The 21,766-nt window shown below is 69.6% G+C and carries 22 protein-coding genes; 15 read left to right on the top strand and 7 right to left on the bottom strand.

The features are described 5' to 3' along the window. Window positions 1-219 precede the first annotated feature (219 nt). The 6 genes from leuS to LQ771_RS09155 all read left to right on the top strand — a co-directional run bounded on the left by leuS (window position 220) and on the right by LQ771_RS09155 (window position 9,141). Complete coding sequence (leuS, locus tag LQ771_RS09180) at window positions 220-2,979, top strand: leucine--tRNA ligase (protein ID WP_231349103.1); 2,760 nt, start codon at window positions 220-222, stop codon at window positions 2,977-2,979. A gap of 5 nt (window positions 2,980-2,984) precedes the next feature. Next, window positions 2,985-3,515, top strand: a complete 531-nt coding sequence (locus LQ771_RS09175) for an LPS-assembly lipoprotein LptE (protein ID WP_425491259.1) — start codon at window positions 2,985-2,987, stop codon at window positions 3,513-3,515. A gap of 1 nt (window position 3,516) precedes the next feature. Further along, window positions 3,517-4,527: a DNA polymerase III subunit delta gene (holA, locus tag LQ771_RS09170; protein WP_231349101.1), complete on the top strand. Its 1,011-nt coding sequence runs from the start codon at window positions 3,517-3,519 to the stop codon at window positions 4,525-4,527. 181 nt (window positions 4,528-4,708) lie between these two features. Further along, window positions 4,709-5,344 (top strand): nicotinate-nucleotide adenylyltransferase, encoded by a 636-nt coding sequence (gene nadD / locus LQ771_RS09165; protein ID WP_231349100.1) that lies wholly within the window; start codon window positions 4,709-4,711, stop codon window positions 5,342-5,344. 149 nt (window positions 5,345-5,493) lie between these two features. Further along, complete coding sequence (locus tag LQ771_RS09160; protein ID WP_231349099.1) at window positions 5,494-5,661, top strand: hypothetical protein; 168 nt, start codon at window positions 5,494-5,496, stop codon at window positions 5,659-5,661. A 561-nt stretch (window positions 5,662-6,222) separates the two neighbouring features. After that, window positions 6,223-9,141 (top strand): TonB-dependent receptor plug domain-containing protein, encoded by a 2,919-nt coding sequence (locus LQ771_RS09155; protein ID WP_231349098.1) that lies wholly within the window; start codon window positions 6,223-6,225, stop codon window positions 9,139-9,141. Window positions 9,142-9,258: 117 nt separating this feature from the next. Here LQ771_RS09155 and msrB read toward each other — a convergent pair whose 3' ends face one another. Together msrB and LQ771_RS09145 are read right to left on the bottom strand one after the other, a co-directional pair. Continuing rightward, complete coding sequence (msrB, locus tag LQ771_RS09150) at window positions 9,259-9,867, bottom strand: peptide-methionine (R)-S-oxide reductase MsrB (RefSeq protein WP_231349097.1); 609 nt, start codon at window positions 9,865-9,867, stop codon at window positions 9,259-9,261. 17 nt (window positions 9,868-9,884) lie between these two features. Further along, entirely contained in the window at window positions 9,885-11,603 is a 1,719-nt protein-coding gene (locus LQ771_RS09145; RefSeq protein WP_231349096.1) for a cytochrome c biogenesis protein DipZ, read from the bottom strand. 252 nt (window positions 11,604-11,855) lie between these two features. Here LQ771_RS09145 and LQ771_RS09140 point away from each other — a divergent pair, with 252 nt between their 5' ends. The 6 genes from LQ771_RS09140 to rlmH all read left to right on the top strand — a co-directional run bounded on the left by LQ771_RS09140 (window position 11,856) and on the right by rlmH (window position 16,155). Further along, complete coding sequence (locus LQ771_RS09140) at window positions 11,856-12,431, top strand: RNA polymerase sigma factor (RefSeq protein WP_231349095.1); 576 nt, start codon at window positions 11,856-11,858, stop codon at window positions 12,429-12,431. 4 nt (window positions 12,432-12,435) lie between these two features. Beyond that, a complete protein-coding gene (locus LQ771_RS09135; RefSeq protein ID WP_231349094.1) occupies window positions 12,436-13,104 on the top strand; it encodes an NrsF family protein in 669 nt (222 codons plus the stop codon). A 43-nt stretch (window positions 13,105-13,147) separates the two neighbouring features. Then, window positions 13,148-13,759 carry an HD domain-containing protein gene (locus tag LQ771_RS09130; RefSeq protein ID WP_231349093.1) on the top strand — a complete coding sequence of 204 codons (612 nt, stop codon included), beginning with the start codon at window positions 13,148-13,150 and terminating at the stop codon, window positions 13,757-13,759. Window positions 13,760-13,800: 41 nt separating this feature from the next. After that, window positions 13,801-14,865, top strand: a complete 1,065-nt coding sequence (locus tag LQ771_RS09125) for an NAD(P)H-dependent flavin oxidoreductase (protein ID WP_231349092.1) — start codon at window positions 13,801-13,803, stop codon at window positions 14,863-14,865. Between the two features lie 138 nt (window positions 14,866-15,003). Next, window positions 15,004-15,348 carry a ribosome silencing factor gene (gene rsfS / locus LQ771_RS09120; RefSeq protein ID WP_231351886.1) on the top strand — a complete coding sequence of 115 codons (345 nt, stop codon included), beginning with the start codon at window positions 15,004-15,006 and terminating at the stop codon, window positions 15,346-15,348. A gap of 336 nt (window positions 15,349-15,684) precedes the next feature. Further along, a complete protein-coding gene (gene rlmH, locus LQ771_RS09115; protein ID WP_231349091.1) occupies window positions 15,685-16,155 on the top strand; it encodes a 23S rRNA (pseudouridine(1915)-N(3))-methyltransferase RlmH in 471 nt (156 codons plus the stop codon). A 9-nt stretch (window positions 16,156-16,164) separates the two neighbouring features. On the opposite strand, the gene LQ771_RS09110 is transcribed toward rlmH, so the two are convergent. From LQ771_RS09110 to LQ771_RS09090, 5 genes are all read right to left on the bottom strand, one after another. After that, the gene (locus LQ771_RS09110; protein ID WP_231349090.1) at window positions 16,165-16,674 is read right to left on the bottom strand and encodes a hypothetical protein; all 510 of its coding nucleotides are present in this window, start codon (window positions 16,672-16,674) and stop codon (window positions 16,165-16,167) included. A 119-nt stretch (window positions 16,675-16,793) separates the two neighbouring features. Next, window positions 16,794-16,973 (bottom strand): CsbD family protein, encoded by a 180-nt coding sequence (locus tag LQ771_RS09105; protein WP_231349089.1) that lies wholly within the window; start codon window positions 16,971-16,973, stop codon window positions 16,794-16,796. 409 nt (window positions 16,974-17,382) lie between these two features. Then, window positions 17,383-17,634: a hypothetical protein gene (locus tag LQ771_RS09100; protein WP_231349088.1), complete on the bottom strand. Its 252-nt coding sequence runs from the start codon at window positions 17,632-17,634 to the stop codon at window positions 17,383-17,385. Window positions 17,635-17,647: 13 nt separating this feature from the next. Beyond that, entirely contained in the window at window positions 17,648-18,040 is a 393-nt protein-coding gene (locus LQ771_RS09095; protein ID WP_231349087.1) for a DUF1622 domain-containing protein, read from the bottom strand. Between the two features lie 76 nt (window positions 18,041-18,116). Then, entirely contained in the window at window positions 18,117-18,641 is a 525-nt protein-coding gene (locus LQ771_RS09090; protein ID WP_231349086.1) for a hemerythrin domain-containing protein, read from the bottom strand. Window positions 18,642-19,143: 502 nt separating this feature from the next. On the opposite strand from LQ771_RS09090, the gene LQ771_RS09085 reads away from it, so the two are divergent. The 3 genes from LQ771_RS09085 to LQ771_RS09075 all read left to right on the top strand — a co-directional run bounded on the left by LQ771_RS09085 (window position 19,144) and on the right by LQ771_RS09075 (window position 21,752). Beyond that, entirely contained in the window at window positions 19,144-20,457 is a 1,314-nt protein-coding gene (locus tag LQ771_RS09085; RefSeq protein WP_231349085.1) for a DUF418 domain-containing protein, read from the top strand. 95 nt (window positions 20,458-20,552) lie between these two features. Beyond that, the gene (locus LQ771_RS09080; protein ID WP_231349084.1) at window positions 20,553-21,416 is read left to right on the top strand and encodes an SAM-dependent methyltransferase; all 864 of its coding nucleotides are present in this window, start codon (window positions 20,553-20,555) and stop codon (window positions 21,414-21,416) included. A 66-nt stretch (window positions 21,417-21,482) separates the two neighbouring features. After that, a complete protein-coding gene (locus LQ771_RS09075) occupies window positions 21,483-21,752 on the top strand; it encodes a cupredoxin domain-containing protein (RefSeq protein ID WP_231349083.1) in 270 nt (89 codons plus the stop codon). The last annotated feature ends 14 nt before the right edge of the window (window positions 21,753-21,766 follow it).

Raw genomic sequence — 21,766 nt, 5'->3', positions numbered from 1 at the left:
ATCTCCCGACCAGGCGGTCGCAGGATTGCCCTCATCCGTCCTTCGGGCAGGTACCCCGCACGGGGAAAGGATCAGGGGCCGGTGCCGTGCGCACCCGAGCGAAGCCCCGTTGCGTCGCCGGAGCGTCTTGGCTCCCGCGGGGCGCTCGGCTAGGCTGACGGGTTCCCGCCGCGGCGTTCCCGACCGGCCGCGCGCACCCCACAGCAAGGCGCCGGACACATGCAGGACTCCCACGAACAGGCTTCGAACGAACAGGGCTACCAGCCGCAGGCGGTGGAAACCGCCGCGCAGCAGTACTGGAGCGCAACCCGTGCCTACGAGGTGGTCGAGGATCCCTCGCGCCCGAAGTTCTATTGCCTCTCGATGCTGCCGTATCCCTCCGGTGCGCTTCACATGGGCCACGTGCGCAACTACACCATCGGCGACGTGATCAGCCGCTACCAGCGCATGAACGGCAAGAACGTGCTGCAACCGATGGGCTGGGACGCGTTCGGCCTGCCGGCCGAAAACGCCGCGATCAAGAACAAGACCGCGCCGGCGAAATGGACCTACAGGAACATCGGGCACATGCGCGAGCAGTTGAAGCGCATGGGTTTCGCCTACGACTGGACGCGCGAATTCGCGACCTGCCGGCCCGAGTACTACCGCTGGGAACAGCTCATGTTCACGCGGCTGATGAAGAAGGGCATGGCCTACCGCAGGAACGCGGTGGTGAACTGGGACCCGGTCGACCAGACGGTGCTGGCCAACGAGCAGGTCATCGACGGCCGCGGCTGGCGTTCCGGCGCGCCGGTGGAAAAACGCGAGATCCCGCAGTGGTTCCTGAAGATCACCGACTACGCGCAGGAACTGCTCGACGGCCTGGACACGCTGCCGGGCTGGCCTGACGCGGTCAAGACCATGCAGCGCAACTGGATCGGCCGCTCGGAGGGCATGGAAATCCACTTCGCCGTCCACGGAGAAGAGGGGGCCGCAGCCGAGCCGCTGACCGTCTTTACCACGCGTCCCGACACGCTGATGGGCGTCTCCTTCGTCTCGATCGCCGGCGAGCATCCGCTGGCGCTCAAGGCCGCGCAGGGCAACGAGCGGCTGGCCGCGTTCCTGGAGGAGCTCAAGCATGGCGGCGTGTCCGAGGCCGAGCTGGAAACCCAGGAAAAGCGCGGCATGGATACCGGCCTTCGCGCCATCCACCCGGTCACCGGCGAGCCGATCCCGGTGTGGGTGGCCAACTTCGTGCTGATGGGCTACGGCACCGGCGCGGTGATGGCAGTGCCCGGGCACGACCAGCGCGACTGGGAATTCGCGCAGAAGTATTCGCTGCCGATCCGCATGGTCATCGTCGATCGCGGCGTGCTCGACGCAGTGCAGGAAATCGGTCACGACCTTCGCCAGGGCGTGGGCGCCAATCCGATGCGCGCCGCGTTGCACGGCAGCGACACCGATGCCTACGAGACTTCGGCCGCGCTGCGCACGGTGCAGGAGTTCGAACGTCGCCTCCACGAGGACGCCGCCTGGACCGAGCGCGGCATCCTGGTGAACTCGGGCGACTACGACGGGCTCGATTTCGCGCAGGCCTTCGAGGCGATCGCCGACCGCCTCGAGCGCGAGGGCAAGGGCCAGCGCCGGGTGAACTGGCGCCTGCGCGACTGGGGCGTCAGCCGCCAGCGCTACTGGGGTTGCCCGATCCCGGTGATCTACTGCGCCAAGTGCGGTGCGGTGCCGGTACCGGAAGACCAGCTGCCGGTGGTGCTGCCGGAGGACGTCGAGTTCTCGGGCGTGCAGTCGCCGATCAAGGCCGACGCCGGGTGGCGCAAGTGCGCCTGCCCGCAGTGCGGTGGCCCGGCCGAGCGCGAAACCGATACCTTCGACACCTTCATGGAGTCGAGCTGGTACTACGCCCGCTACACCAGCCCGGGCGCCGACGGCCAGGTCGATGCGCGCGCCAACTACTGGCTGCCCGTGGACCAGTACATCGGCGGCATCGAGCACGCGATCCTGCACCTGCTGTACTTCCGCTTCTATCACAAGCTCCTGCGCGACGCGGGCCTGGTGCACTCGGACGAACCGGCCACCAACCTGCTGTGCCAGGGCATGGTCATCGCCGAAACCTTCTACCGCGAGAACGCGGACGGCTCGAAGGACTGGATCAACCCGGCCGACGTCGAGATCGAGCGCGACGAGCGCGCGCGCGTGGTCGGCGCGCGCCTGAAGTCGGACGGCCAGCCAGTGCGCATCGGCGGCACCGAGAAGATGTCCAAGTCCAAGAACAACGGTGTCGATCCGCAGGCCATGGTGGAGAAATTCGGCGCCGACACGGTGCGCCTGTTCTCGATGTTCGCCGCGCCGCCGGAGCAGTCGCTGGAGTGGAGCGAGGCAGGCGTGGAAGGCATGGCCCGCTTCCTGCGCCGCTTCTGGCGCGAGGTGGCCACGCATGCCTCGCAGCCGGACCACCCGGTGGTCGACCCGGCCGCGCTCGACGCCGGCCAGAAGGCGATGCGCCGGCAGCTTCACGAGACCATCCAGAAGGTCGGCGACGACCTGGGTCGCCGGCATTCCTTCAACACCGCCATCGCGGCGCTGATGGAGCTGCTCAACGCACTGGGCAAGTTCACCGACATGCACGACCAGGGCCGCGCCGTGCGCCACGAAGCGCTGGAGGCGATGGTGCTGCTGCTCAATCCGGTGGTCCCGCACATCAGCCATGCACTGTGGCAGGTGCTCGGTCACCCGGAGACGGTGCTGGAGAACGTGCCATGGCCGCAGCCGGATCCGGCCGCCCTGGTACGCGACTCGGTGACCCTCGCGGTGCAGGTCAACGGCAAGTTGCGCGCTACCATCGAGGCGCCGGCCAACGTGTCGAAGGAAGAGGCCGAGGCCATGGCGCGAGCGCAGCCGCAGGTGCAGGCGCACCTGGAGGGGCTGACCGTGCGCAAGGTGATCGTGGTGCCTGGCAAGATCGTCAACATCGTCGCGGGATGAGCCCCATGAACCGTCTGTTCCGAGCCTCGCTGCTGCTCTGCACCCTCGCGCTGTCGGCGTGCGGCTTCCATCTGCGCCAGAGCGCCGCGCTGCCGCCTTGGATGCAGCGCATGCACCTGACCGTGAGCGGCGGCGGCAGCCTGCAGCGCGACCTGGCCCGTGCGCTGGAGGATTCCGGCGTCACGATCGAGGAGGAGGGCGGCCCCGGCATCGCCGAACTGAAGATCCCGGTCGCGGCATTCGACACCGACACGCTGAGCGTCAGCGGCGGTGCGCGCGTGACCGAATACAGCGTGCGCTACCAGGTACGCTTCGAGGTCGACGACAGCAACGGGCAATCGCTGGTGGCGCTGCAGCGCATCGACATGTCGCGCGACTTCAGCTACGACGCGCTCAACACGGTCGGTACCGACGCGCAGATCGAAGAGATCCGCCGCAGCCTCAACGACGACATGGTGCAGGCGATCCTGTTCCGGCTGCAGGCCGCCGGTCGCCACCAGCTGGCCGAGCCGGCCACGGCGCCCGGCGCCGGCTGACATGCCGCTGTCGTCCGCCCAGTGGAACAAGCTGCTGGCATCCGACCGGCTGGCGCCGGCGTACCTGCTGGCGGGCGAGGAGCTGCTGGTGCTGGAGGCCGCCGACGCGTTGCGCGCGCGCGCCCGTGAACTGGGCTACGCCGAGCGCGAGGTGCTCGAAGCGGGCCAGCATTTCGACTGGGACGACCTGGCGCGATCGGCCGCCGGCATGTCGCTGTTCGCCAGTCGCCGCCTGCTCGACCTGCGCTTGCCCACCGGGCGGCCGGGCGTGGAGGGAGCCAAGGCGATCACCGCGTTCTGTGCCGATCCGCCGCCGGACGTGACGCTGTTGATCACCGCGGTGGAGTGGAGCAACAAGCACGAGGGCGCCTGGACCAGGCAGGTCGACGCCGCCGGCGTGCTGGCCGTGTTCAACGCGCCCAGGCCGCAGGAGTGGGCCGGCTGGATCGGCGCGCGACTCGCCTCGCGCGGACTCACCGCCACGCCGGACGCCGCCGCGCTGCTGGCCGAGCGCGTCGAGGGCAACCTGCTCGCCGCGGCGCAGGAGATCGACAAGCTCGTCGTGCTGCACGGCAGTGGCCGCATCGATGCGGCCGAAATGGAGAACCTGGTCGCCGACAGCGCCCGCTACGATGCGTTCAAGCTCACCGACGCCGCCTTCGCCGGCGACGGCGGTCGCGCGCTGCGCATCCTGGCCGGCCTGCGTGGCGAGGGCGAGGACCTGATCCCGCTGATGGGCTGGCTGGTCAACCAGTTGCAGCTCGCACTGCGCCTGGCGAACGCCCGCGACTTCGCCCAGCAGGCGCGTGCCGAGCGGCTGTGGCCGGCGCGCGAGCAGTTGTTCCGCAAGGCCCTGCGCCGCGCGCCGCGCGAGCACTGGCTGGCCTGCCTGGCCCGCGCCTCGCGCATCGACCGCATGGCCAAGGGGCGCGAATGGGGCGAGCCGTGGCTGGAGGCCGAGCGGCTGATTGCCGCCATCGCCGAGCCGCGCGCGGCCGCGGCGCTGCGATGAGCGCGCCCTTCGCTCCCTCTCCCCGCCGGGGAGAGGGCCGGGGTGAGGGGCCGGGGCTCGCGAAAGTGCCTGTTCCTGCCCCGAGGCGAGACCAGATTGCTTCTCGCCTGACGGCAGCTTCTACGGGGCGTGGCCCCTCACTCCAACCCTCTCCCCGGCGGGGAGAGGGAGCAGAGGCGCCATGAGCCCGCTAGCCATCCTCGGCGGCACCTTCGATCCCATCCACCTCGCCCACCTGGCGGTGGCGTGGGAGGCGTCCGAACTGCTCGATGCCGAGGTGCGCCTGATGCCCGCCGCCGTGCCACCGCATCGGCCGCCACCGATCGCCGACGCCACCACCCGCGTGGCGATGCTGCGCGCCGCGCTGTGCGGACAGGATCGGTTGCTTCTGGACGCCCGCGAGCTGGCGCGCGGCGGCCCGTCGTACACCATCGACACGCTGGCCGAGTTGCGAGCGGAGGAGGGCGAACGGCCGATCGTGCTGCTGCTGGGCGCCGATGCCTTCGCCGGGCTGCCCCAGTGGCATCGCTGGCACGCGCTGTTCGATGCTGCGCACATCGGCGTACTGTCCCGGCCGGGCGGCACGCACGGCTGGCCCGCCGAACTGGCTGCGGAGGTGGCGGCGCGCAGCGTGGCCGACCCCCGTCGACTGCGCGAACGGCCGGCGGGAATGATCGTGGAGCTGGACGTCACCCCGCTGGACATCTCCGCGACCCGCATCCGCGACCTGCTCGCGGCGGGCCGGAACCCCCGCTACCTGCTGCCCGAGGCGCTGTTCGGCGACCCGGCGCTGCTGGCACCCTACCGCCAGTCCTAACCGCGGGCGAAGCTGCCGTGAGCCGACCGTCACCGTGCGGGACGTGCTCCGTGCCGGCCACGACGCGTGGCTGTCTCTTTGGGTCGGCTACAACGCCTTCTACGGCCGCCCGCGAGGATGCCAGCGCGCTACCGGCCGAGGTCGCCGCGATGACCTGGTCGCGCTTCTTCGATGCATTCGAACCCATGCATGCGCTGGTGGTCGAGGCCGACGGGCAACGCCTCGGCCTGGCGCACTACCTCTTCCAGCGCAGCACCATGCGCATCGAGCCGAGCTGCTACCTGCAGGACCTGTTCACGGTGGCCGCCGCGCGCTGATCGAGGCGATCATTGCGGGCGCGCGCGGCCGGTTGCTTGCGGGTCTGCTGACGGACGCACGAGAGCAACGCCACGGCCATCGCCCTGTACGACAGGCTGGCCGGGCGTTCGGGCTTGGTGGTCCACCGCCGCGACATCCAGCGCGCGCTCTGCGCGCCACCGGATTCATCCCATGGCGCGGCATCCGGTCGGTTCCGGGCTGCCCGCGAACCCTTGGCCAGGCACAGCGTCGCAACCGCCGAAACTGATCGCCCGGCTGGGCGTTGTGGGTGCGTAGCCGGCGTGTCGATCAACCCTGCGCGGGATTGCTACGGCCGCGTGAACAGGGCCGCAGGGAGAGGTGCCCGATGAACCAGCCATTCCTGCCAGGTCCGGCTTTTCGAGGCCCGGTCAGCGCGCATCCGGCGGCCTGATCGGCGTGTTCGTTGACGCGATTGTTACGCCGCGGTGGTTATTCCGTTTCCAAGGGCGAAAGAACGGCGTTGGCGCGGCGTGAATCCGCCGTCGTTCCCTCGCCCGACAGGAAGCAGGGGGTCGATCCATCTTGGCTGGGGAGCTTTCATGAAATTGGTTTCGAACAATCCTGGACTGGCGGTAAAACTCGGTTTGGCCCTCGGCGGCGCCGTACTCGGCCCCGCCTCGTTCGCGCAGGACGCGCCCACCGGCAGCACCGACACGGCCCAGGGGCAGCCGGATGCGCAGAAGGCGCAGCAGCTGCAGACGATCACGGTCACCGGCTCGCGCATCCGAAGCGTGGACCTGGAAACCCAGCAGCCGGTCTTCGTGCTGAGCCAGGAAGACATCCGCAAGACCGGCCTGACCACGGTCGGCGACATCGTCCAGCGCATGACGGTGGTCGGGACCCCGGCCTTCACCAGCGCCTCGGTGCTGGCGTCCAACTCGGAGCAGGGCGGCTCCTACATCGACATGCGCAACCTCGGCGCCCAGCGCGTCCTGGTGCTGGTCAACGGCAAGCGCTGGTCGACCAGCGTGTCGGGCTACACCGACGTTTCGGACATTCCTGCCGCGCTGATCCAGCGGGTCGAGGTGCTCAAGGACGGGGCGTCCTCGGTGTACGGTTCGGACGCCATCGCGGGCGTGGTCAATTTCATCCTCAACGAGGATTTCACCGGCGCCCAGTTCGACGCCACCTACGGGCAGAACGAGAAGGGCGACGGCGAGACGACCAACTACGCGCTCACCCTGGGCGCCAAGGGTGACAAGGGCTCGGTGGTGTTCAACTACACCTACAACAAGCAGAGCCCGGTGTGGGCACGCTCGCGCGCGCTGACCGCCAGCAACTACGGCCCCAATCACGAGGGGCGCCTGTTCCTGGGGCCGTGGGGCGAGCTCTACGACCCGGCGTCGGGCCTGGACATCGTGCTCAATCACGACGCCACCACCGGCGCCAGTCCGTCGAACGATCCGGCCAACTACCACGCATGGACCGGCGCGCCGGAGGACAGCTTCAACGCGTCGAGCCAGATGCTCGAGCGCACCCCGACCACGCTGAACTCGGTCTTCACCCACGGCACCTACAACCTGAGCGACAACATCGCGTTCAAGGCCTCGGGCATGTACTCCGAGCGCCGTGCGTTCTCGCAGATCGCCGGTTATCCGTTCAGTTCGGGCGCGTTCTCCGATCCGGTGTACCTGTCCGGTGACAGCTACTTCAACCCCTACCCGGGGACCGACTTCGAGGTCTACCGGCGCACCATCGAACTGCCGCGCCAGACCCGCAACAGCACGCACACGCTGCACCTGGACGCGGGCCTGGAGGGCTGGTTCGACGTGGGCGAGCGCGAGTGGAACTGGGACGTGGGCCTGTCCTACAACCGCAACGAGGGGACCCTGGCCGGCTCGGGCAACCTCAACCGGCAGGCCATGGCGCTGGCGCTCGGGCCCTCGTTCCTCAATGCCGACGGCGTCGTGCAGTGCGGAACGCCAGATGCCCCGCTGCCGCTTGGCACCAGCCTGAACCAGGGCCAGTGCACGCCCTTCGACATCGCCGGCGGACCATCCGCGTCCACACCGGAGGCGCTGCAGTTCATCAACGCGCTGACCAATACCCGCTTCGGCTCCTCCGAACGCGCCTTCACCGCCAACATCACCGGCGGCCTGTTCGACCTGCCCGCGGGCGAGTTCGCTTTCGCCGGCGGCGTCGAAAGCCGGCAGGAGAAGGGCTACCTGTACCCGGACCTGGCCAGCCAGTCGGGCAACACCACGGACCTCGCCGCGAACTCCACCTCAGGCCGCTACCGCGTGAACGAGGTCTACGTGGAGTTCAACGCGCCGCTGCTGAAGGACGTGCCCGGGGCGCAGTCGCTGTCGGTCGACGTGGCCAGCCGCTACTCGCACTACAGCAACTTCGGCAGCACCACCAACAACAAGTACGGCTTCTCCTGGAAGCCCTTCGAGGACCTGCTGGTCCGTGGCAATTACGCCGAAGGCTTCCGCGCGCCGACGCTGGATGACACTTTCGGCGGCGGCTCGCAGAGCTTCGACACCTTCCTCGATCCATGCGACAGCGCCTACGGCTCGGCCGCGACCAATCCCGCGGTGGCGGCCCGCTGCGCCGCCGACGGCGTCCCCGCCGGCTTCCGCCAGCAGCAGCAGAACAAGACGCCCATCACCGGGCCCGGCGGTGCGCAGAGCCTGACCGCCTTCAACGCGGGTGCCGGCAACGCCGGCCTGCAGCCGGAAACGGCGGTGACCAAGACCCTCGGCCTGGTCTACAGCCCCGGCTACGTCAGCGGCCTGGACATGTCGCTGGACTGGTATCACATCCGCGTGGACAACCTGATTTCGCCGATCAGCGCCGACTACGTCCTGCAGCAGTGCTACGAGCAGGGCTCGCCGACCTACTGCGCGCAGTTCGGCCGCGACCCGGCCACGCTGCAGGTGGTCAACCTCAACCGCGGCAACGCCAACCTGGGTTACCTGGAAACCGCCGGCTACGATTACTCGGTGCACTACCGCCTGCCGGAGTTCTCCTTCGGCCAGCTGGTCGCCTCGCTGGAAGGCTCCTATGTGACCGACTACGAGTCGCAGAGCAGCCCGGACGCGGTGGTGGACAAGGAGGTCGGGCAGTGGCCCTACTACCGCAACCGCGCCAACCTGTCGCTGGACTGGTCCAGGGGCGATTTCGGCTTGACCTGGATCCTGCGCTACTACAGCGGCGTGCGTGACCTGTGCTGGGACGCCACCGCCGGCATCGAGTGCAACCAGCCCGGCTACACCAGCCCGAGCTGGGGCCAGATCGGCGCCAACCGCCACGGCGCCACCGCGTTCAACGACGTGCAGTTCCGCTGGACCGCGCCGTGGAAGGGGCAGTTCCGCGTCGGCATCAACAACGTGTTCGACAAGCAGCCCTCGATCAACTACCAGGCCAACAGCCTGGGCTACAACAGCGCTTCCTCGGTCGATCCCAACCTCGACCTGGACCGTTACTTGTACGTGGGCTACACGCAGAAGTTCTGAACAGCGTGAAATGGCGAGGGGCGGCTCCGGCCGCCCCTTTGTTTTCCGTCTCGGAAGGTTTCCGCCGGGGCCTCCCCGAGGGCGGCTGGCGGGCTACTCCGGTAGCCCGGCGCGGCTTCAGCCGACTCGTGGCACGAAGCGCAGCGCCACCGAGTTCATGCAGTAGCGCAGCCCGGTGGGCTCGGGACCGTCGGTGAAAACGTGGCCCAGGTGGCTGTCGCAGCCGGCGCAACTGACCGCCGTGCGTACCCAGCCGAACATGCGGTCGGTGCTCTCGACGATGTTCTGCCTCGCGATCGGCTGCCAGAAGCTGGGCCAGCCGGTGCCGGAGTCGAACTCGGTGGCGGCGTCATAGAGCGCCGTGTCGCAGGCCAGACACCGGAACAGCCCGGGCACCGGCGGTCGCTCGTGCGGTCCGCTGAAGGCGCGTTCGGTGCCGTTGCGGCGCATGACGTAGAAGGCGGCCTCGGGCAGGCGCTCGCGCCACTGCGCGTCGGTGAGCACGAGCTTGCGCACGTGGCAGGGGCCGAGGCGATGGCCGTCGTCGGCGAAGCATTCGAGCAGCAGGTCCTGGCCATCGGCGGCGGCCGGGGACGCCGATGCGGGGCGCGCGGCCAGACGCGGCACCAGCACGCCGCCACCGGCCGCGGCGAGCGCGCCGCCGGTCAGCACGGCGCCCAGGAAGCGGCGCCGTTCCATCGCGACGATGTCGTTGGTGCGGGACATGGCGACCTCCGAAAGGATCAGCCGAAGGTGAAGGCGTACGCGCGCACGCCCGGGTCGAGGAAGGTGATTTCGAACAGCCGCTCGCCGCTGCCGTGCTTCTGGCGCACGAGCTGGTACAGGCGCTGGCCGGTGACCGTGCCGTAGCCGTCGACGTCCACGTCCATGCCGTGGTCGTCGCCCGGCGGCTTGCCGTCGAGGGTGACGCGGAAGCGCACAGGCCTGTTGTCCGCGCCCGGGCCGAGCACCAGGTGCAGGTCGCGGCCGCGGAAGCGGTAGACGATACGCCCGCCGGCGCGCTCCAGTTGCGCGTTCTCGGCGTGCACGGTCCAGCGCCCGTCCAGCGACCACTGTCCGGGCAGCAGCGTGGCCGGTGCGTGGTAGTCCCAGGCGTCGTCATGGGCGACCTGGCCGCCGGCGAAGTGCGCGGCGCGGGCGTAGCCCACGTAGGTTTCGGGCGAACGCATCGGATCGCCCGAGCCGGCCGCCTGCGCGCCCCTGGCGCCGGGCTGCACGTAGCCGGCGGGAAGGTCGCGGTAGCCGGCCGCGGCGAGGAGCTGGCGGATAATGTCCTCGCTCTCCCGGTAGTTTCCTTCACCGAAATGGTGCGCACGGATCCGGCCCGTTGCGTCGATGAAGTAATGCGCCGGCCAGTACTGGTTGTCGAAGCCTTGCCAGATGGCGTAGTCGTTGTCGAGCGCGACGGGGTAATCGACGCCCAGCTCCTTCACCGCGCGCGCCACGTTGGCCGGCTCCTTCTCGAAGGCGAATTCGGGCGCGTGCACGCCGATCACGACCAGGCCGTGGTCACGGTACTTGTCCGACCAGCCGCGCACGTAGGGCAGCGCGCGCAGGCAGTTGATGCAGGAGTAGGTCCAGAAATCGACCAGCACCACCTTGCCGCGCAACGCCTCGCGGGTCAGCGGCGGCGAGTTGAGCCAACCGGTGGCGCCGGCCAGCGAGGGCAGCTCGCCCTCCACCGGCAACGGCGCGCCGGCTTCGCGCACGGGCTCCGGCGCGGGCGGCGGACGCGTGGCGTCCAGCAGCTTCTGCTCCAGGCCACCGGTGTTGGCGAGTGCGACCCGGGTGAGCAACCCGGTGTCCAGCCCCAGTGCGATCGCCGCCACGCCGGCCAGCACCAGCACGCCGAGTGCGCGACGCACCCATTCCCCGGCGCCGAGCGAGCGCTTCATCAGGCCGAACACCTGGCCGCCGATCAGCAGCGCCAGCGCGAGTGAAGTGGCTGCGCCGGCGGCGTAGGTGAGCAGCAGCAACGTGGTCTGGACGCTGGCGCCGTTGAGCGCCGCGCCGGTCAGCAGCAGCCCCAGGATCGGACCTGCGCAGGGCGCCCACAGCAGGCCGGTGGCGATGCCAAGGCCCGCGGCGGACCATACCGAACCCTCGCCCTCCGCGCGCTGCGACAGCCGGTTGCCCAGCGCCACGAACGGACGCGTCAGCCACTCCGCCAGGCGCGTGGAGAGCAGGGTGAGCCCCAGCAGCGCCAGCACCACCAGCGCCACGATGCGGCCGTACTGGTTGGCGCGCACCGCCCAGCCGCCGCCGACCGCCGCCAATGTGGCGACCAGCGCGAAGGTGAGCGCCATGCCCAGCAGCATCGGCAGGCCGTTGCGCGCGAACGGCCGGTCGGCGCGCGCGAACACGAACGGCAGCACCGGCAGGATGCAGGGACTCAGTATGGTCAGCACGCCGCCCAGGTAGGCGAGGATGAGCAACAGCATGGGTTGGCTTTCCGCTGGAGTGTGGCTGGGTATTCGACGGCGACGTCCCGCCGGTTACGCGGGGCCTCGCACCTGCCGTGGAGGAGCGGCGGGCTCCGCGCGCCCGGCATGGTCTTCTACGAGGTAACCGCGCGCACGGATGCAGCGAATGTCGGACATGCGCCGAAGGTTTCCGCCATGCCGGGCTTGACCGCCACCGGCACCCTGGTCCTAGATGAACGCTCCTCCCCCCGGGCCAGCGTCCATCCGGCCATGCCAGCCGATCCTGCCAGCGACAGCCCCGAACGCCGCCGCGCCGCGTGGATGTCCGCCGCGCAGGCGGGCGACCGGCGCGCCTACGAGCGCGTACTGGCCGATTCGGTGGCGCTGATCCGCGCGGTCGCGCGCCGCCAGGGCGTGACCCACGATCACCTCGACGACGTCGTGCAGGAGACCCTGCTGACCATCCACCGTGTGCGTCATACCTACGATCCGTCCCGTTCCTACGACGCCTGGCTGTCCGCGCTGGCCGCCCGCCGCGCGATCGACGGCCTGCGCCGCAGCGGCCGGCAGGCGCACCGCGAGGTCGGTGACGCGCTCGCCGTCGCCATGCATCCCGACGAAAGAGACGCCGGCAACGAGGTCGACCGCGACCGGCAGGTACGCCGTCTGCGCGCGGCGATCGCCGACCTGCCGCCGGGCCAGCGCGAGGCGGTCGAACAGCTGGGCCTGAAGGAGCGCTCGCTGGAAGAGGCGTCGGCGCATACCGGACGCAGCACGGGCGCGCTCAAGGTCAACCTGCACCGCGCACTGAAGGCCCTGCGCGGCCGCATCCACGGAGACGACTGACGCGATGGCCGATCCGCACGCCCACGACCGCCTGATCGCCTCGCTCGGCGCCGAGCTGGCGCCGGTGCGCCGGCTGCGCCCGCCGTGGCTGCGCACGCTGGGTTGGCTGGCGGTGGTCGCGGCCATCGCGCTCGCCCTGTTCGCCCACTACGGCACCGCGCCGATGCTGGCGCGCTGGGCCGGTGCGCCGGAGCTGGGCTGGGCCGGCATTGGCGCGGCACTCACCACCGTCGCCGCGGCGTGGGCCGCCTTCGCGCTGGGCGTGCCCGGGCGCCGCGCCGCATGGGCCTGGCTGCCACTGCCGCCCGCGCTGCTGTGGATCGGCGCCAGCGGGCTGGGCTGCCTGCGCGACTGGATCGCGCCGGCCACGAACGTTGCCAGCGCTCCCGAGGCGGGCGGCTGCCTGTTTTTCATCATCGGCTTCTCGGTGCCGCTCTCTGCGTTGCTGCTCGTGCTGCTGCGCCGCGCCTGCCCGCTGCGGCCGGTGCTGACGGCGGTGATGGTCGGCCTGGCCAGTGCCGCCGCTTCGGCCAGCCTGCTGGAGATCTTCCACGCGTTCGACGCGGCCGCGACCGACCTGGCGATGCACGCGCTCGCGGTCGCCGTGGTGATCGGGGCCAATGCCGCGCTGGGCGGGCGCCTGCTCGCACCCGAGGCCCGTCGCGCTTCCTGAGATGCACCTGCGGCAGCCTGTCGCCTTTACAGGGAGGACAGCCATGCTCAGCGAACGCTTCACCGCCGCCATCGACTACGCGCGCGTCGCCCATGCGGGCCAGACCCGCAAGGGCACGGCCATCCCGTACCTCCAGCATCTACTGGGCGTGGCCAGCCTGGTGATCGAGTACGGCGGCGACGAGGACCAGGCGATCGCCGGCCTGCTGCATGACGTGGTGGAGGACTGCGGCGAGGCGCATGCCGGGGCCATCGGCGAGCGCTTCGGCGCACGTGTGCTGGGCATGGTGCTCGGCTGCACCGACGGCACCGCGGAGGGCAAGGCAGGCCTGGACGATGGCGGCGCCCGTCGCCGCGACTGGCTGCGGCGCAAGCAGGCCTACCTCAACCACCTGGCGCACGCCTCCGACGACACGCTGCTCGTGTCCGGCTGCGACAAGCTGCACAACGCCCGCGCGATCGTCGGCGAGCTGGAGCGGCCGGAAGTCGGCCGGGGCGTGTTCGACCGCTTCACCGGCGGCCGCGACGGCACGCTGACGTACTACCGGTTGCTTGCGGACCTGTTCACCCAGCGCGGGGCGGCGATGGCCGATGCGCTGGAGCGGGAGATCGAGCACATGTACGCGCTGGCGGGGGAGCGGCACCGCGCCGCCTGATCCGGCGCGACAATGGCGCCTTGGCCCTCGAGGAGCCCGCCATGTCCGTCTTCCTTCGTTCGCTGGGCGTCGCACATCCGCTGATCCAGGCGCCGATGTCCGGATCCAGCACCCCCGCGCTGGTGGCCGCGGTCAGCGGCGCCGGCGCCCTGGGTTCGCTGGGGGCCGGTTATCTGGAGCCGCAGGCGTTGCTCGACCAGGTCGCGCAGGTCCGCGCGGCCACCGACCGCCCCTTCGCCGTCAACCTGTTCGTGCTGCCCGACGACTTCGACGCGGACAAGGCGCAGGTGGCGGTGACCCGCCGGCGGCTCGATGCGCTGATGGCCTGCGAAGGACTGGACGTGCGCACCGAGCTCCCCGCGCAATGGGCGCCGCGCTTCTCCGACCAGCTTGCCGCGCTGCGCGAGGCGCGCCCGGCGGTGGCGAGCTTCGCGTTCGACGTGCTCGACCGGGTGCAGGTGCGCGAGCTGCAGGCATCCGGCATCCGCGTGGCTGGTACCGCCACCAGCGTGGCTGAAGCGCGCGCGTGGGCCGATCGTGGCGCCGATGCGGTGTGCGTGCAGGGCGCCGAGGCCGGTGGCCATCGCGGCACGTTCCTGCATCCGGCCGAGGAGGCGATGGTCGGATTGTTCGCCCTGGTTCCGCTCACGGTGGCGGCGGTAGACATTCCCGTGATCGCCGCCGGCGGCATCATGGACGGGCGCGGGATGCGCGCGGCCGAACTGCTCGGCGCCGATGCCAGCCAGCTCGGCACCGCGTTCCTGGCCTGTCCGGAATCGGCCGCGGCGGAGGCCTGGAAGCGCGACCTGCCACAGGCGCAGGACCACCGTATCGGCACCATCTGCAGCTTCTCCGGCCGTGCCGCGCGGGGACTGTGCAACCGCTTCGTCGAGGCCATGCAGCCGTTTGCGGGCGAACTGCCTCCGTATCCGATCCTCAACGCGCTGACCGCTCCGTTGCGCCGCGCGGCCGCGGCCGCCGGGAGGGGCGATCTGCTGTCCGAATGGTGCGGCCAGGCCGCCGCGCTGGTGCGTCCGATGCCGGCCGCCGAGCTGGTCCGCGTGCTGATGGACGAGTACGCCGCAGTGCGCTGCACGCCCGCTTGACGTGACCTAGAGTCGCCCCGGTTATACTGCTCTGGCGCCATTCCGCGCCCTGAGTACGCCCCGAGGCACCCCCGCTTGAGTACGTCTTCCCGTAGCCAGTCTCCCGTCGCCGCCAGAAAAGCGGTCGATTCCAGCCACCTGCGCAAGCACGTGATCGACGCGCTGGAAGAGCTCAAGGCCAAGGACATCCGCGAGATCGACGTCCGCGGCAAAACCTCGATCGCCGACCTGCTGGTGATCGCATCAGGCACCTCCGCCCGCCACGTCAAGTCCATCGCCGACGAAGTGGTGAAGTTCGCCAAGAAGGCGGGCGTGATGCCCTTGGGCGTCGAGGGCGAACAGGAGGCCGAATGGGTGCTGGTCGACCTCGGCGACGTCATCGTCCACGTCATGCTTCCGCGCATCCGCGAGTTCTATGGCCTGGAGCGGCTGTGGACGGTGGGTGACCGCGAGCAGGGGATGGATGCGGCGAGCGCCGGCTGACGTATTTGCCCTCTCCCTCCGGGGAGGGCCGCTGTTGCGATCCACTGCCAGGCGCGCGCTTTTGCGCCTTCTCCCCTGCGGGGAGAGGCTGGGGACGAGGTGCTACTGGTGCGAGTCACTACCCACGAAAGCGCAAGCCTTTGCGCCCTCTCCCTCCGGGGAGAGGGCTGGGGTGAGGGGCAGCACTTGCGATTTACTTGCTCGAAGCGCGTGCTGCTCTGGAGGGCTTTCCAATGAACATCCCCGCCAGCTCCGGCCCCTCACCTCAATCCTCTCCCCGGAGGGGAGAGGAGGCAAAGGTGGCGCTGCGCGCCGCTTCATCAGATTGAAGCTGGCATGCGAGCCCGCCTGCTTGCCATCGGCGAACGCATGCCTGGCTGGGTAGCCGAGGGCTTTGCCGAATACCGCAAACGCCTCTCGCGCGAACTTCCGCTCGAACTGGTCGAGCTCAAGCCCGGCGCCCGCGGCAAGGGCCGCGACGACGCCCGTGCCATTCATGACGAAGGCGAGGCGATCCTCGCCGCGCTCCCGCGGGACATCCACGTGATCGCGCTGGACGGTCGCGGCAAGACCTGGTCGAGCGAAGAACTGGCCGCCCAGCTGGCGAACTGGCGCATGGCCGGTCGCGACCTGGCTTTCCTGATCGGTGGCCCGGATGGCCACGCGCCCGAGGTGCTGGCGCGGGCCGATCAGCGCTGGTCGCTCGGCCCGCTCACGCTGCCGCACATGCTGGTTCGACTGGTGTTGGCCGAGCAGCTCTACCGTGCCAGTACGCTGCTTGCCGGCCACCCATACCACCGCGCCTGACGATCGGGCCTAGGCCGCGAGCTGCGGGACCTCCGGATGCGCGTGCAGCGGCAGGTGTCTGGCCCCGGTGGCGAGCACGCCCGGACAGGCAGCGGCCAGCTGGTCACGGGTGGCGTCGATGATCACCAGGATGCGCCCGGCGTGGATCTCGTCCTTGAACTTGCGGTGCACCACGTCCGGCACGTCGGTGCCGACCAGCGCGCCGGTCCAGCAACCGACCGCCGCGCCCGCCAATGCAATGGCCGCGCCACCGGCCAGCGTCACGCCCAGCGGCGGCACTGCCACGGCGATCAGCCCCAGCAGCACGCCGGCGCCACCGCCGCAGACCGCCCCGCGGGCGGCGGCTGGATAGAAGTCCGTGCGGCCGACCATCAGGTGGTCGGGAATCTGCTGCAACTCGATGTCTTCGCGGGCGATCAGCGAGATGTCGTTGTCGGGAATGCCGGCCCGGCGGGCGGCCGCCATGGCGGCACGCGCGGCGTCGAGGTCGGAGGTGCTGAACACGCAGCGGGTTTTCATGGGCGCCTCCGGATAGCGGCCCCGACCGGCATGGCCGTGGCCATGCCGGTATGTTTCGCGCGTGGGGGTGATGGTTGCGTTGTCGGCAGTCGTGCCGCGATTGCAACCCGGGGAGGACTTCAGTCGTCCAGATCGTCGATCTCGTCCTGCGCCTCGCCAACGTTCTTCTGTGCCTTGCCCGCGTTCTTTTCGAGGTTGCCGGCCACTTCCTTCGAAGTGTTGCCGGTCAGCTTGCCGACGCCTTCCTTCACGGCGCCCTTGACCTCGTGCTTGGTGCCTTCGATGCGGTTGTCGTTCATGTGCGGCTCCTCCACGTCTGCGGGGTGCAGACCCGATTCGTTATAGGGCAGCGCTTGTTCAGCGCCGGTGACAGTGACGCAAGCATTTCGAAGCCGTTGCCTGTCTGTTCAACAGGCACGCAGGCGCTTGTTCCGTCGAGGAAAATCATGTGGGCTTCTCCGCCCCGTTGGCATGCGCACGGCTGGACTGCGGCCTTTCCGGAGTTCATGTCCAAGGAGGTTCCCGTGCCCGCCGCCTCCTTCGGAGAGTGGCGCGGCGCTGGTTGCGTGGATGCTGCGCCGGTGACGACCCGCTCGATCCGCGCGCAAGGCACTGCCGCCGCAGACCCGGCAGGCGGCACCCGTTTGCAGGCGGATGTCTTCCAGCCCCCGGGCCTCGCCCGCAAGCGGGCGGTACCGGGGAACCGAGTCAATCCGGTTGCGCGGCCGCGTCGTCGTTCTTCATCACGCCGCGCAGGTTGGACAGGAACAACCCGATCTGCAGGCTGATCAGGGCCCAGGCGTGGTCGTGCCAACCCCAGGCGACCCACAGCACGTTGCTGAGCACGAAGCACCAGAAGCCCCAGGTCCGCTTGCGCGGCGACAGCGAGCCGACCAGCCAGGCCGCCACCAGGGTGATCGCCATGGCCGGCCATTGCAGCGCGTCGATCAGGTCGCCCATGGCGGGCACTCCGTCATGGCGGCGGCCCGGCGTGGCGGGCGCGTGCCGCCGCGGCCTGGGCCTCGCGCTCCTCGACCATCTCCCGCGACAGGAACCAGTTGAGGCCCGTGCGGATCACCGCGACGGCACCCAGCTTGCCGATCTCCTGCCAGCTCGGCGCGATCGCCGTGGAGAGGATGTCCGCGCAGAGCTGGAACTCCAGCGCGAGCGCCAGGTAGCGCGAGAGTGTCAGGCGGATGCGGTTGTAGTCGTTCGCCTCGCGCAGGGCGACCATGCGCGCGAATTGCCACACGGCCAGCAGCATGCCGATGCCCACGGTGGCCGCGCCCACCGTCTCGATCAGGAGCTTCAGCCACTGCACCGCCTGGATCACCCACGCCTCGGTGGCGTCGAAGCCCTCGCTCATCGGTCGGTGGCCTGCGAGCGACGGTGCAGGGACGCATCGGTCCGTACATCGATCGTAATAAGGGGCGGGAGGGTGTTCAGGCCGGCGAATCCGGGTTGCGCATGAACGCCATCGCCGCAGTCTTGACCTTGGCGTAGCTGGTGACGGCGTCGGCACCTGAGGAGTTCTTCCAGTCGGCGTACTTGCGGTCGAAGTCGGCCAGTTCGTCGGGGCTGAACAGCTGGCGCACCGCGTCGAACATCTTGGTCTCTTCCTCGTGCGCATGGTGCTTGATCAGTTCGCCGCAGACCTGCACGGAACCGGCAAATTGCCGTGAATCGACGTCCGCGGCATGGATGTCGGGCAGCACCGCGAGTTCCACCGCGCGATGCTCCTGGATCGCCTCGGCGTAGATCAGCTTCTGCTCATGGTTGGCACGGTCTTCGAAGGCGGGGTAGAACACCGTCTCTTCCCACTTGGCATGGGGGATCAACAGGGCCTCGATCCGCTTGAGCAGGTCGTGGCGGGTGTCCGCTTCCGAGTCGGCGGTCTTGTTGATCTGTGCAAAGAGCTCGCGCAGCCGGTCGTGTTCGGTCTTCAGGGTGTCGAGGATGTCGGGCATGGTGGCTCCTGGTCGGAATCCGGCTATTGCAGGACTTCCGGTGTGGCACGGCCGTGAACCGCAGGCAGGCCGATGCCCGGTAGCGGGTTGGCGCAAGCATTTCGTGCGGCCGTCCATTCATCCCGGGACCAGAGGTATGCGCTGGAGGCGCCAGCCATCCCCGGCGTTGCACCGGGTCGACGGCCACCGGCCCGCATCGAGGAGCCGCGACGGCATGCCCTTGCAGGGCAGCGGCCCCGTTAGTGAAAAGGGGAAAACGGCGTGGCAGGGGAGCCGCCCGTGCAGGACCTGCCGCACGCGATGCGCATCCCGCAACCGCCGCGTTTGACTTCCTCCGAGAGGCATGGCGGCTCCTGGGCTGCATGCGCAAGAAACCCGCGCCGACCGTGCCTGCGTGCAGTTCCGCCAGGTGCACGCCGGAAGACGTGTGGAGAGTGGCCCGGCGGCGGGAAAGCGGCAGCCTGAGGTGGCAGAATCATGCCGGCACCTCCAGGACCCACGCATGCGCGCATCTCTCGCCAGCCCCGTCGTGCCAGAGGAACGCTACGCCCTTATCGACGCCTTGCGCGGATTCGCGCTGGCCGGCGTGCTGCTCATCAATCTCCAATACCTGAGCGTCTACGCCCTGTTGCCGGCTTCGTCGCAGACGATGCTGCCTACCGCTGCATTCGATGCGATGGCCGTCGCGGTGACCGAGTGGCTGGTCAACGTCAAATTCATCACCCTGTTTTCCCTGTTGTTCGGTTTCGGATTCGCGCTGCAGCTCGAGCGTGCCCGGGCGCGGGGCGCGGGCGGCGTCGCGCGCTACGCCCGGCGGCTGCTGGTGCTGGCCTTCATCGGCGCCGTACACGGCTTCTTCGTCTGGTGGGGCGACATCCTGCTGACCTATGCGGTGGTGGGCCTGCTGATGCTGGCGTTCGTGCGGGTGCCTGATCGCGTCCTGGTCGCACTGGGCATCGTGACCGCCGTGGCGTTGCCCTCGCTGCTCAAGCCGTGGATGCATCCCTTGCTGTCGGCCATGCCGGGGCAGGCCGAGGTGTCCGCAGCCAGCGTCCAGGCGTTCACGTCGACCTCGTGGTCGCGCACGCTGCATGCCAACCTGATGTTCTCGGGCTGGGAACGCGTATCCAGCCTGGCGCTGGTGAGCTTCGTACTAGGTCGCTTCCTGCTCGGCCTCTGGGCAGGACGGCGCGGCCTGCTGCAGCGGCCGCTCGAGCACCTGCCGCTGCTGCGCCGCCTGTGCAGCTGGGGCTTCTCGATCGGCGTGACGGCGTGGCTGCTTTCCTGGGCGGGAATGGCGCCGCACGCGGCGCTGCCCCGACTCCACGGCGGTGCGCGGGTACTGGTACTCCGCCTGCTCGACGGCGTGGCTCCACTGGCCCTGGCCATCGGCTATGCGGCTGGCTTTGTGCTCCTGTACCAGCGCCCGGGCTGGCAGCGCCGGCTGGGTGTGCTGGCGCCGGTGGGCCGCATGACCCTGACGCACTACCTGTCGCAGAGCGTGCTCGGCGTGGTGCTGTTCTACGGCATCGGGCTGGGCCTGGGCCCGCGCTGGGGCATGGCCGGCGTGCTGGGCGCCTGGGTCCTGATCTTCGGTACGCAGGTGCTGCTGAGCCATCTGTGGCTTGCGCGCTTCCGCTACGGTCCGGTGGAGTGGCTGTGGCGCTGGATGACCTATGGCGGACCGCCACCGCGGATGCGGCCGGGGCCCGAGGGCACACCTGAGTTGGAAACGATGCGGTCGCGCCTGCGCGCAACGAGCGCATCCGTCGCCTCCCTCGGCGAGCTGTCCCGGGAAGAAGAAGCGCCCCCTTAGGAGCCCGGATCTGGTGCGTGCGCTGCCGGCGCGCACTGCGTTTTGGCACACTCGACCCTATCGGCCGTTGCGCCGTCCGGACGGGGGAGCCGGGCATGAGTACACACCAACCCGCCGGCCGCCTGGCCTGCGTCGGCATCGGCATGACTCTGGGCTCGCACATCAGCCCGCTGGCGCGCAGCTACATCGAACAGGCGGACGTGGTCTTCGCCGGCGTGTCGGACGGCCTGGTCGAGCGCTGGTTGCAGCGCATGCACGCGGACGTGCGCAGCCTGCAGCCGTACTACGCGCATGGCAAATCGCGCATGCGCACATATCGGCAAATGGTGGAGGCGATGCTCGTCCAGGTGCGCACGGGCAGGCGTGTCTGCGGCGTGTTCTACGGCCACCCCGGGGTGTTCGCATGGGTGCCGCACAAGGCCATCGAACTGGCCCGCAGCGAGGGCTACCACGCGCGCATGGAGCCGGGCATCTCGGCCGAGGACTGCCTTTACGCCGACCTTGGCATCGACCCGGGAACCTGCGGTTGCCAGCACTTCGAGGCGAGCCAGTTGCTCATCTACCGTCGCCGCATCGATCCGAGCGCGTGGCTGATCCTGTGGCAGGCCGGCCTGGCGGGCGACCGATCGCTGAAGCGCTTTTCCACCGGCGCGGCGTACCGCCAGGTGCTGGTCGACGTGCTGGCGCGCGACTATCCGCTGGAGCACGAGGTGATCATCTACCAGGCCGCGACATTGCCGATTGGCCAGCCGCGGATCGAGCGCACGACGCTGCGCGCGCTGCCCTGGGCGGAACTGGACATGGCCGACACCCTGGCTATCCGGCCGGCGCAGGCTATGGAGCCAGACGAGGAAATCCGGACGCGGCTGGCGGCACTGGATGCCGCTTCGGAGCGGGATCCGACCCGGCAACAGGACTTTTTGCCTGCGGCCGCTCAACGGCAGCGAAGCAGGCTATGATCGGCTAGTGCGTACGGTTGCCGCGGGGGCGGTACCGGACACCGGCCATCGAAGGAGGGGACACTGATGACGGATGTGATCGATATCCTCGAAAGGATCGGGAGCGACGCCGCCTTGCGCGATGCGCCTCGGGAGGCACTGGCGCGGGTGCTGGCGGCGGAACGGATCGACGAAACCGTGCGCGCGGCGATGCTGTCGGGCGATAGCGTCGAGCTCCAGTCGTTGATGGGGGCGGGGGCCCAGTTCAGCGTGATCATGCCGAGCGAAGAGGAAGAGGCGCCGGCGGACGGGGAGGAAGGCGAGGAATTGCCCCCTGGCGGTGATAGCGCCGTCTGACCGGTATCGATTGC

This window comes from Frateuria soli (genome assembly GCF_021117385.1).
GTDB lineage: Bacteria > Pseudomonadota > Gammaproteobacteria > Xanthomonadales > Rhodanobacteraceae > Frateuria_A > Frateuria_A soli.
The sequence above is the reverse complement of the archived record's forward strand: the minus strand, read 5'-3'. Positions and strand labels throughout refer to the sequence as shown.

Excerpts from the sequence above, each read along its gene's own strand:
- leuS (WP_231349103.1), top strand. The coding sequence starts at position 220 with ATGCAGGACTCCCACGAACAGGCTTCGAACGAACAGGGCTACCAGCCG.
- LQ771_RS09175 (WP_425491259.1), top strand. The coding sequence starts at position 2,985 with ATGAACCGTCTGTTCCGAGCCTCGCTGCTGCTCTGCACCCTCGCGCTG.
- holA (WP_231349101.1), top strand. The coding sequence starts at position 3,517 with ATGCCGCTGTCGTCCGCCCAGTGGAACAAGCTGCTGGCATCCGACCGG.
- nadD (WP_231349100.1), top strand. The coding sequence starts at position 4,709 with ATGAGCCCGCTAGCCATCCTCGGCGGCACCTTCGATCCCATCCACCTC.
- LQ771_RS09160 (WP_231349099.1), top strand. The coding sequence starts at position 5,494 with ATGACCTGGTCGCGCTTCTTCGATGCATTCGAACCCATGCATGCGCTG.
- LQ771_RS09155 (WP_231349098.1), top strand. The coding sequence starts at position 6,223 with ATGAAATTGGTTTCGAACAATCCTGGACTGGCGGTAAAACTCGGTTTG.
- msrB (WP_231349097.1), bottom strand. The coding sequence starts at position 9,867 with ATGTCCCGCACCAACGACATCGTCGCGATGGAACGGCGCCGCTTCCTG.
- LQ771_RS09145 (WP_231349096.1), bottom strand. The coding sequence starts at position 11,603 with ATGCTGTTGCTCATCCTCGCCTACCTGGGCGGCGTGCTGACCATACTG.
- LQ771_RS09140 (WP_231349095.1), top strand. The coding sequence starts at position 11,856 with ATGCCAGCCGATCCTGCCAGCGACAGCCCCGAACGCCGCCGCGCCGCG.
- LQ771_RS09135 (WP_231349094.1), top strand. The coding sequence starts at position 12,436 with ATGGCCGATCCGCACGCCCACGACCGCCTGATCGCCTCGCTCGGCGCC.
- LQ771_RS09130 (WP_231349093.1), top strand. The coding sequence starts at position 13,148 with ATGCTCAGCGAACGCTTCACCGCCGCCATCGACTACGCGCGCGTCGCC.
- LQ771_RS09125 (WP_231349092.1), top strand. The coding sequence starts at position 13,801 with ATGTCCGTCTTCCTTCGTTCGCTGGGCGTCGCACATCCGCTGATCCAG.
- rlmH (WP_231349091.1), top strand. The coding sequence starts at position 15,685 with ATGCGAGCCCGCCTGCTTGCCATCGGCGAACGCATGCCTGGCTGGGTA.
- LQ771_RS09110 (WP_231349090.1), bottom strand. The coding sequence starts at position 16,674 with ATGAAAACCCGCTGCGTGTTCAGCACCTCCGACCTCGACGCCGCGCGT.
- LQ771_RS09105 (WP_231349089.1), bottom strand. The coding sequence starts at position 16,973 with ATGAACGACAACCGCATCGAAGGCACCAAGCACGAGGTCAAGGGCGCC.
- LQ771_RS09100 (WP_231349088.1), bottom strand. The coding sequence starts at position 17,634 with ATGGGCGACCTGATCGACGCGCTGCAATGGCCGGCCATGGCGATCACC.
- LQ771_RS09095 (WP_231349087.1), bottom strand. The coding sequence starts at position 18,040 with ATGAGCGAGGGCTTCGACGCCACCGAGGCGTGGGTGATCCAGGCGGTG.
- LQ771_RS09090 (WP_231349086.1), bottom strand. The coding sequence starts at position 18,641 with ATGCCCGACATCCTCGACACCCTGAAGACCGAACACGACCGGCTGCGC.
- LQ771_RS09085 (WP_231349085.1), top strand. The coding sequence starts at position 19,144 with ATGCGCGCATCTCTCGCCAGCCCCGTCGTGCCAGAGGAACGCTACGCC.
- LQ771_RS09080 (WP_231349084.1), top strand. The coding sequence starts at position 20,553 with ATGAGTACACACCAACCCGCCGGCCGCCTGGCCTGCGTCGGCATCGGC.
- LQ771_RS09075 (WP_231349083.1), top strand. The coding sequence starts at position 21,483 with ATGACGGATGTGATCGATATCCTCGAAAGGATCGGGAGCGACGCCGCC.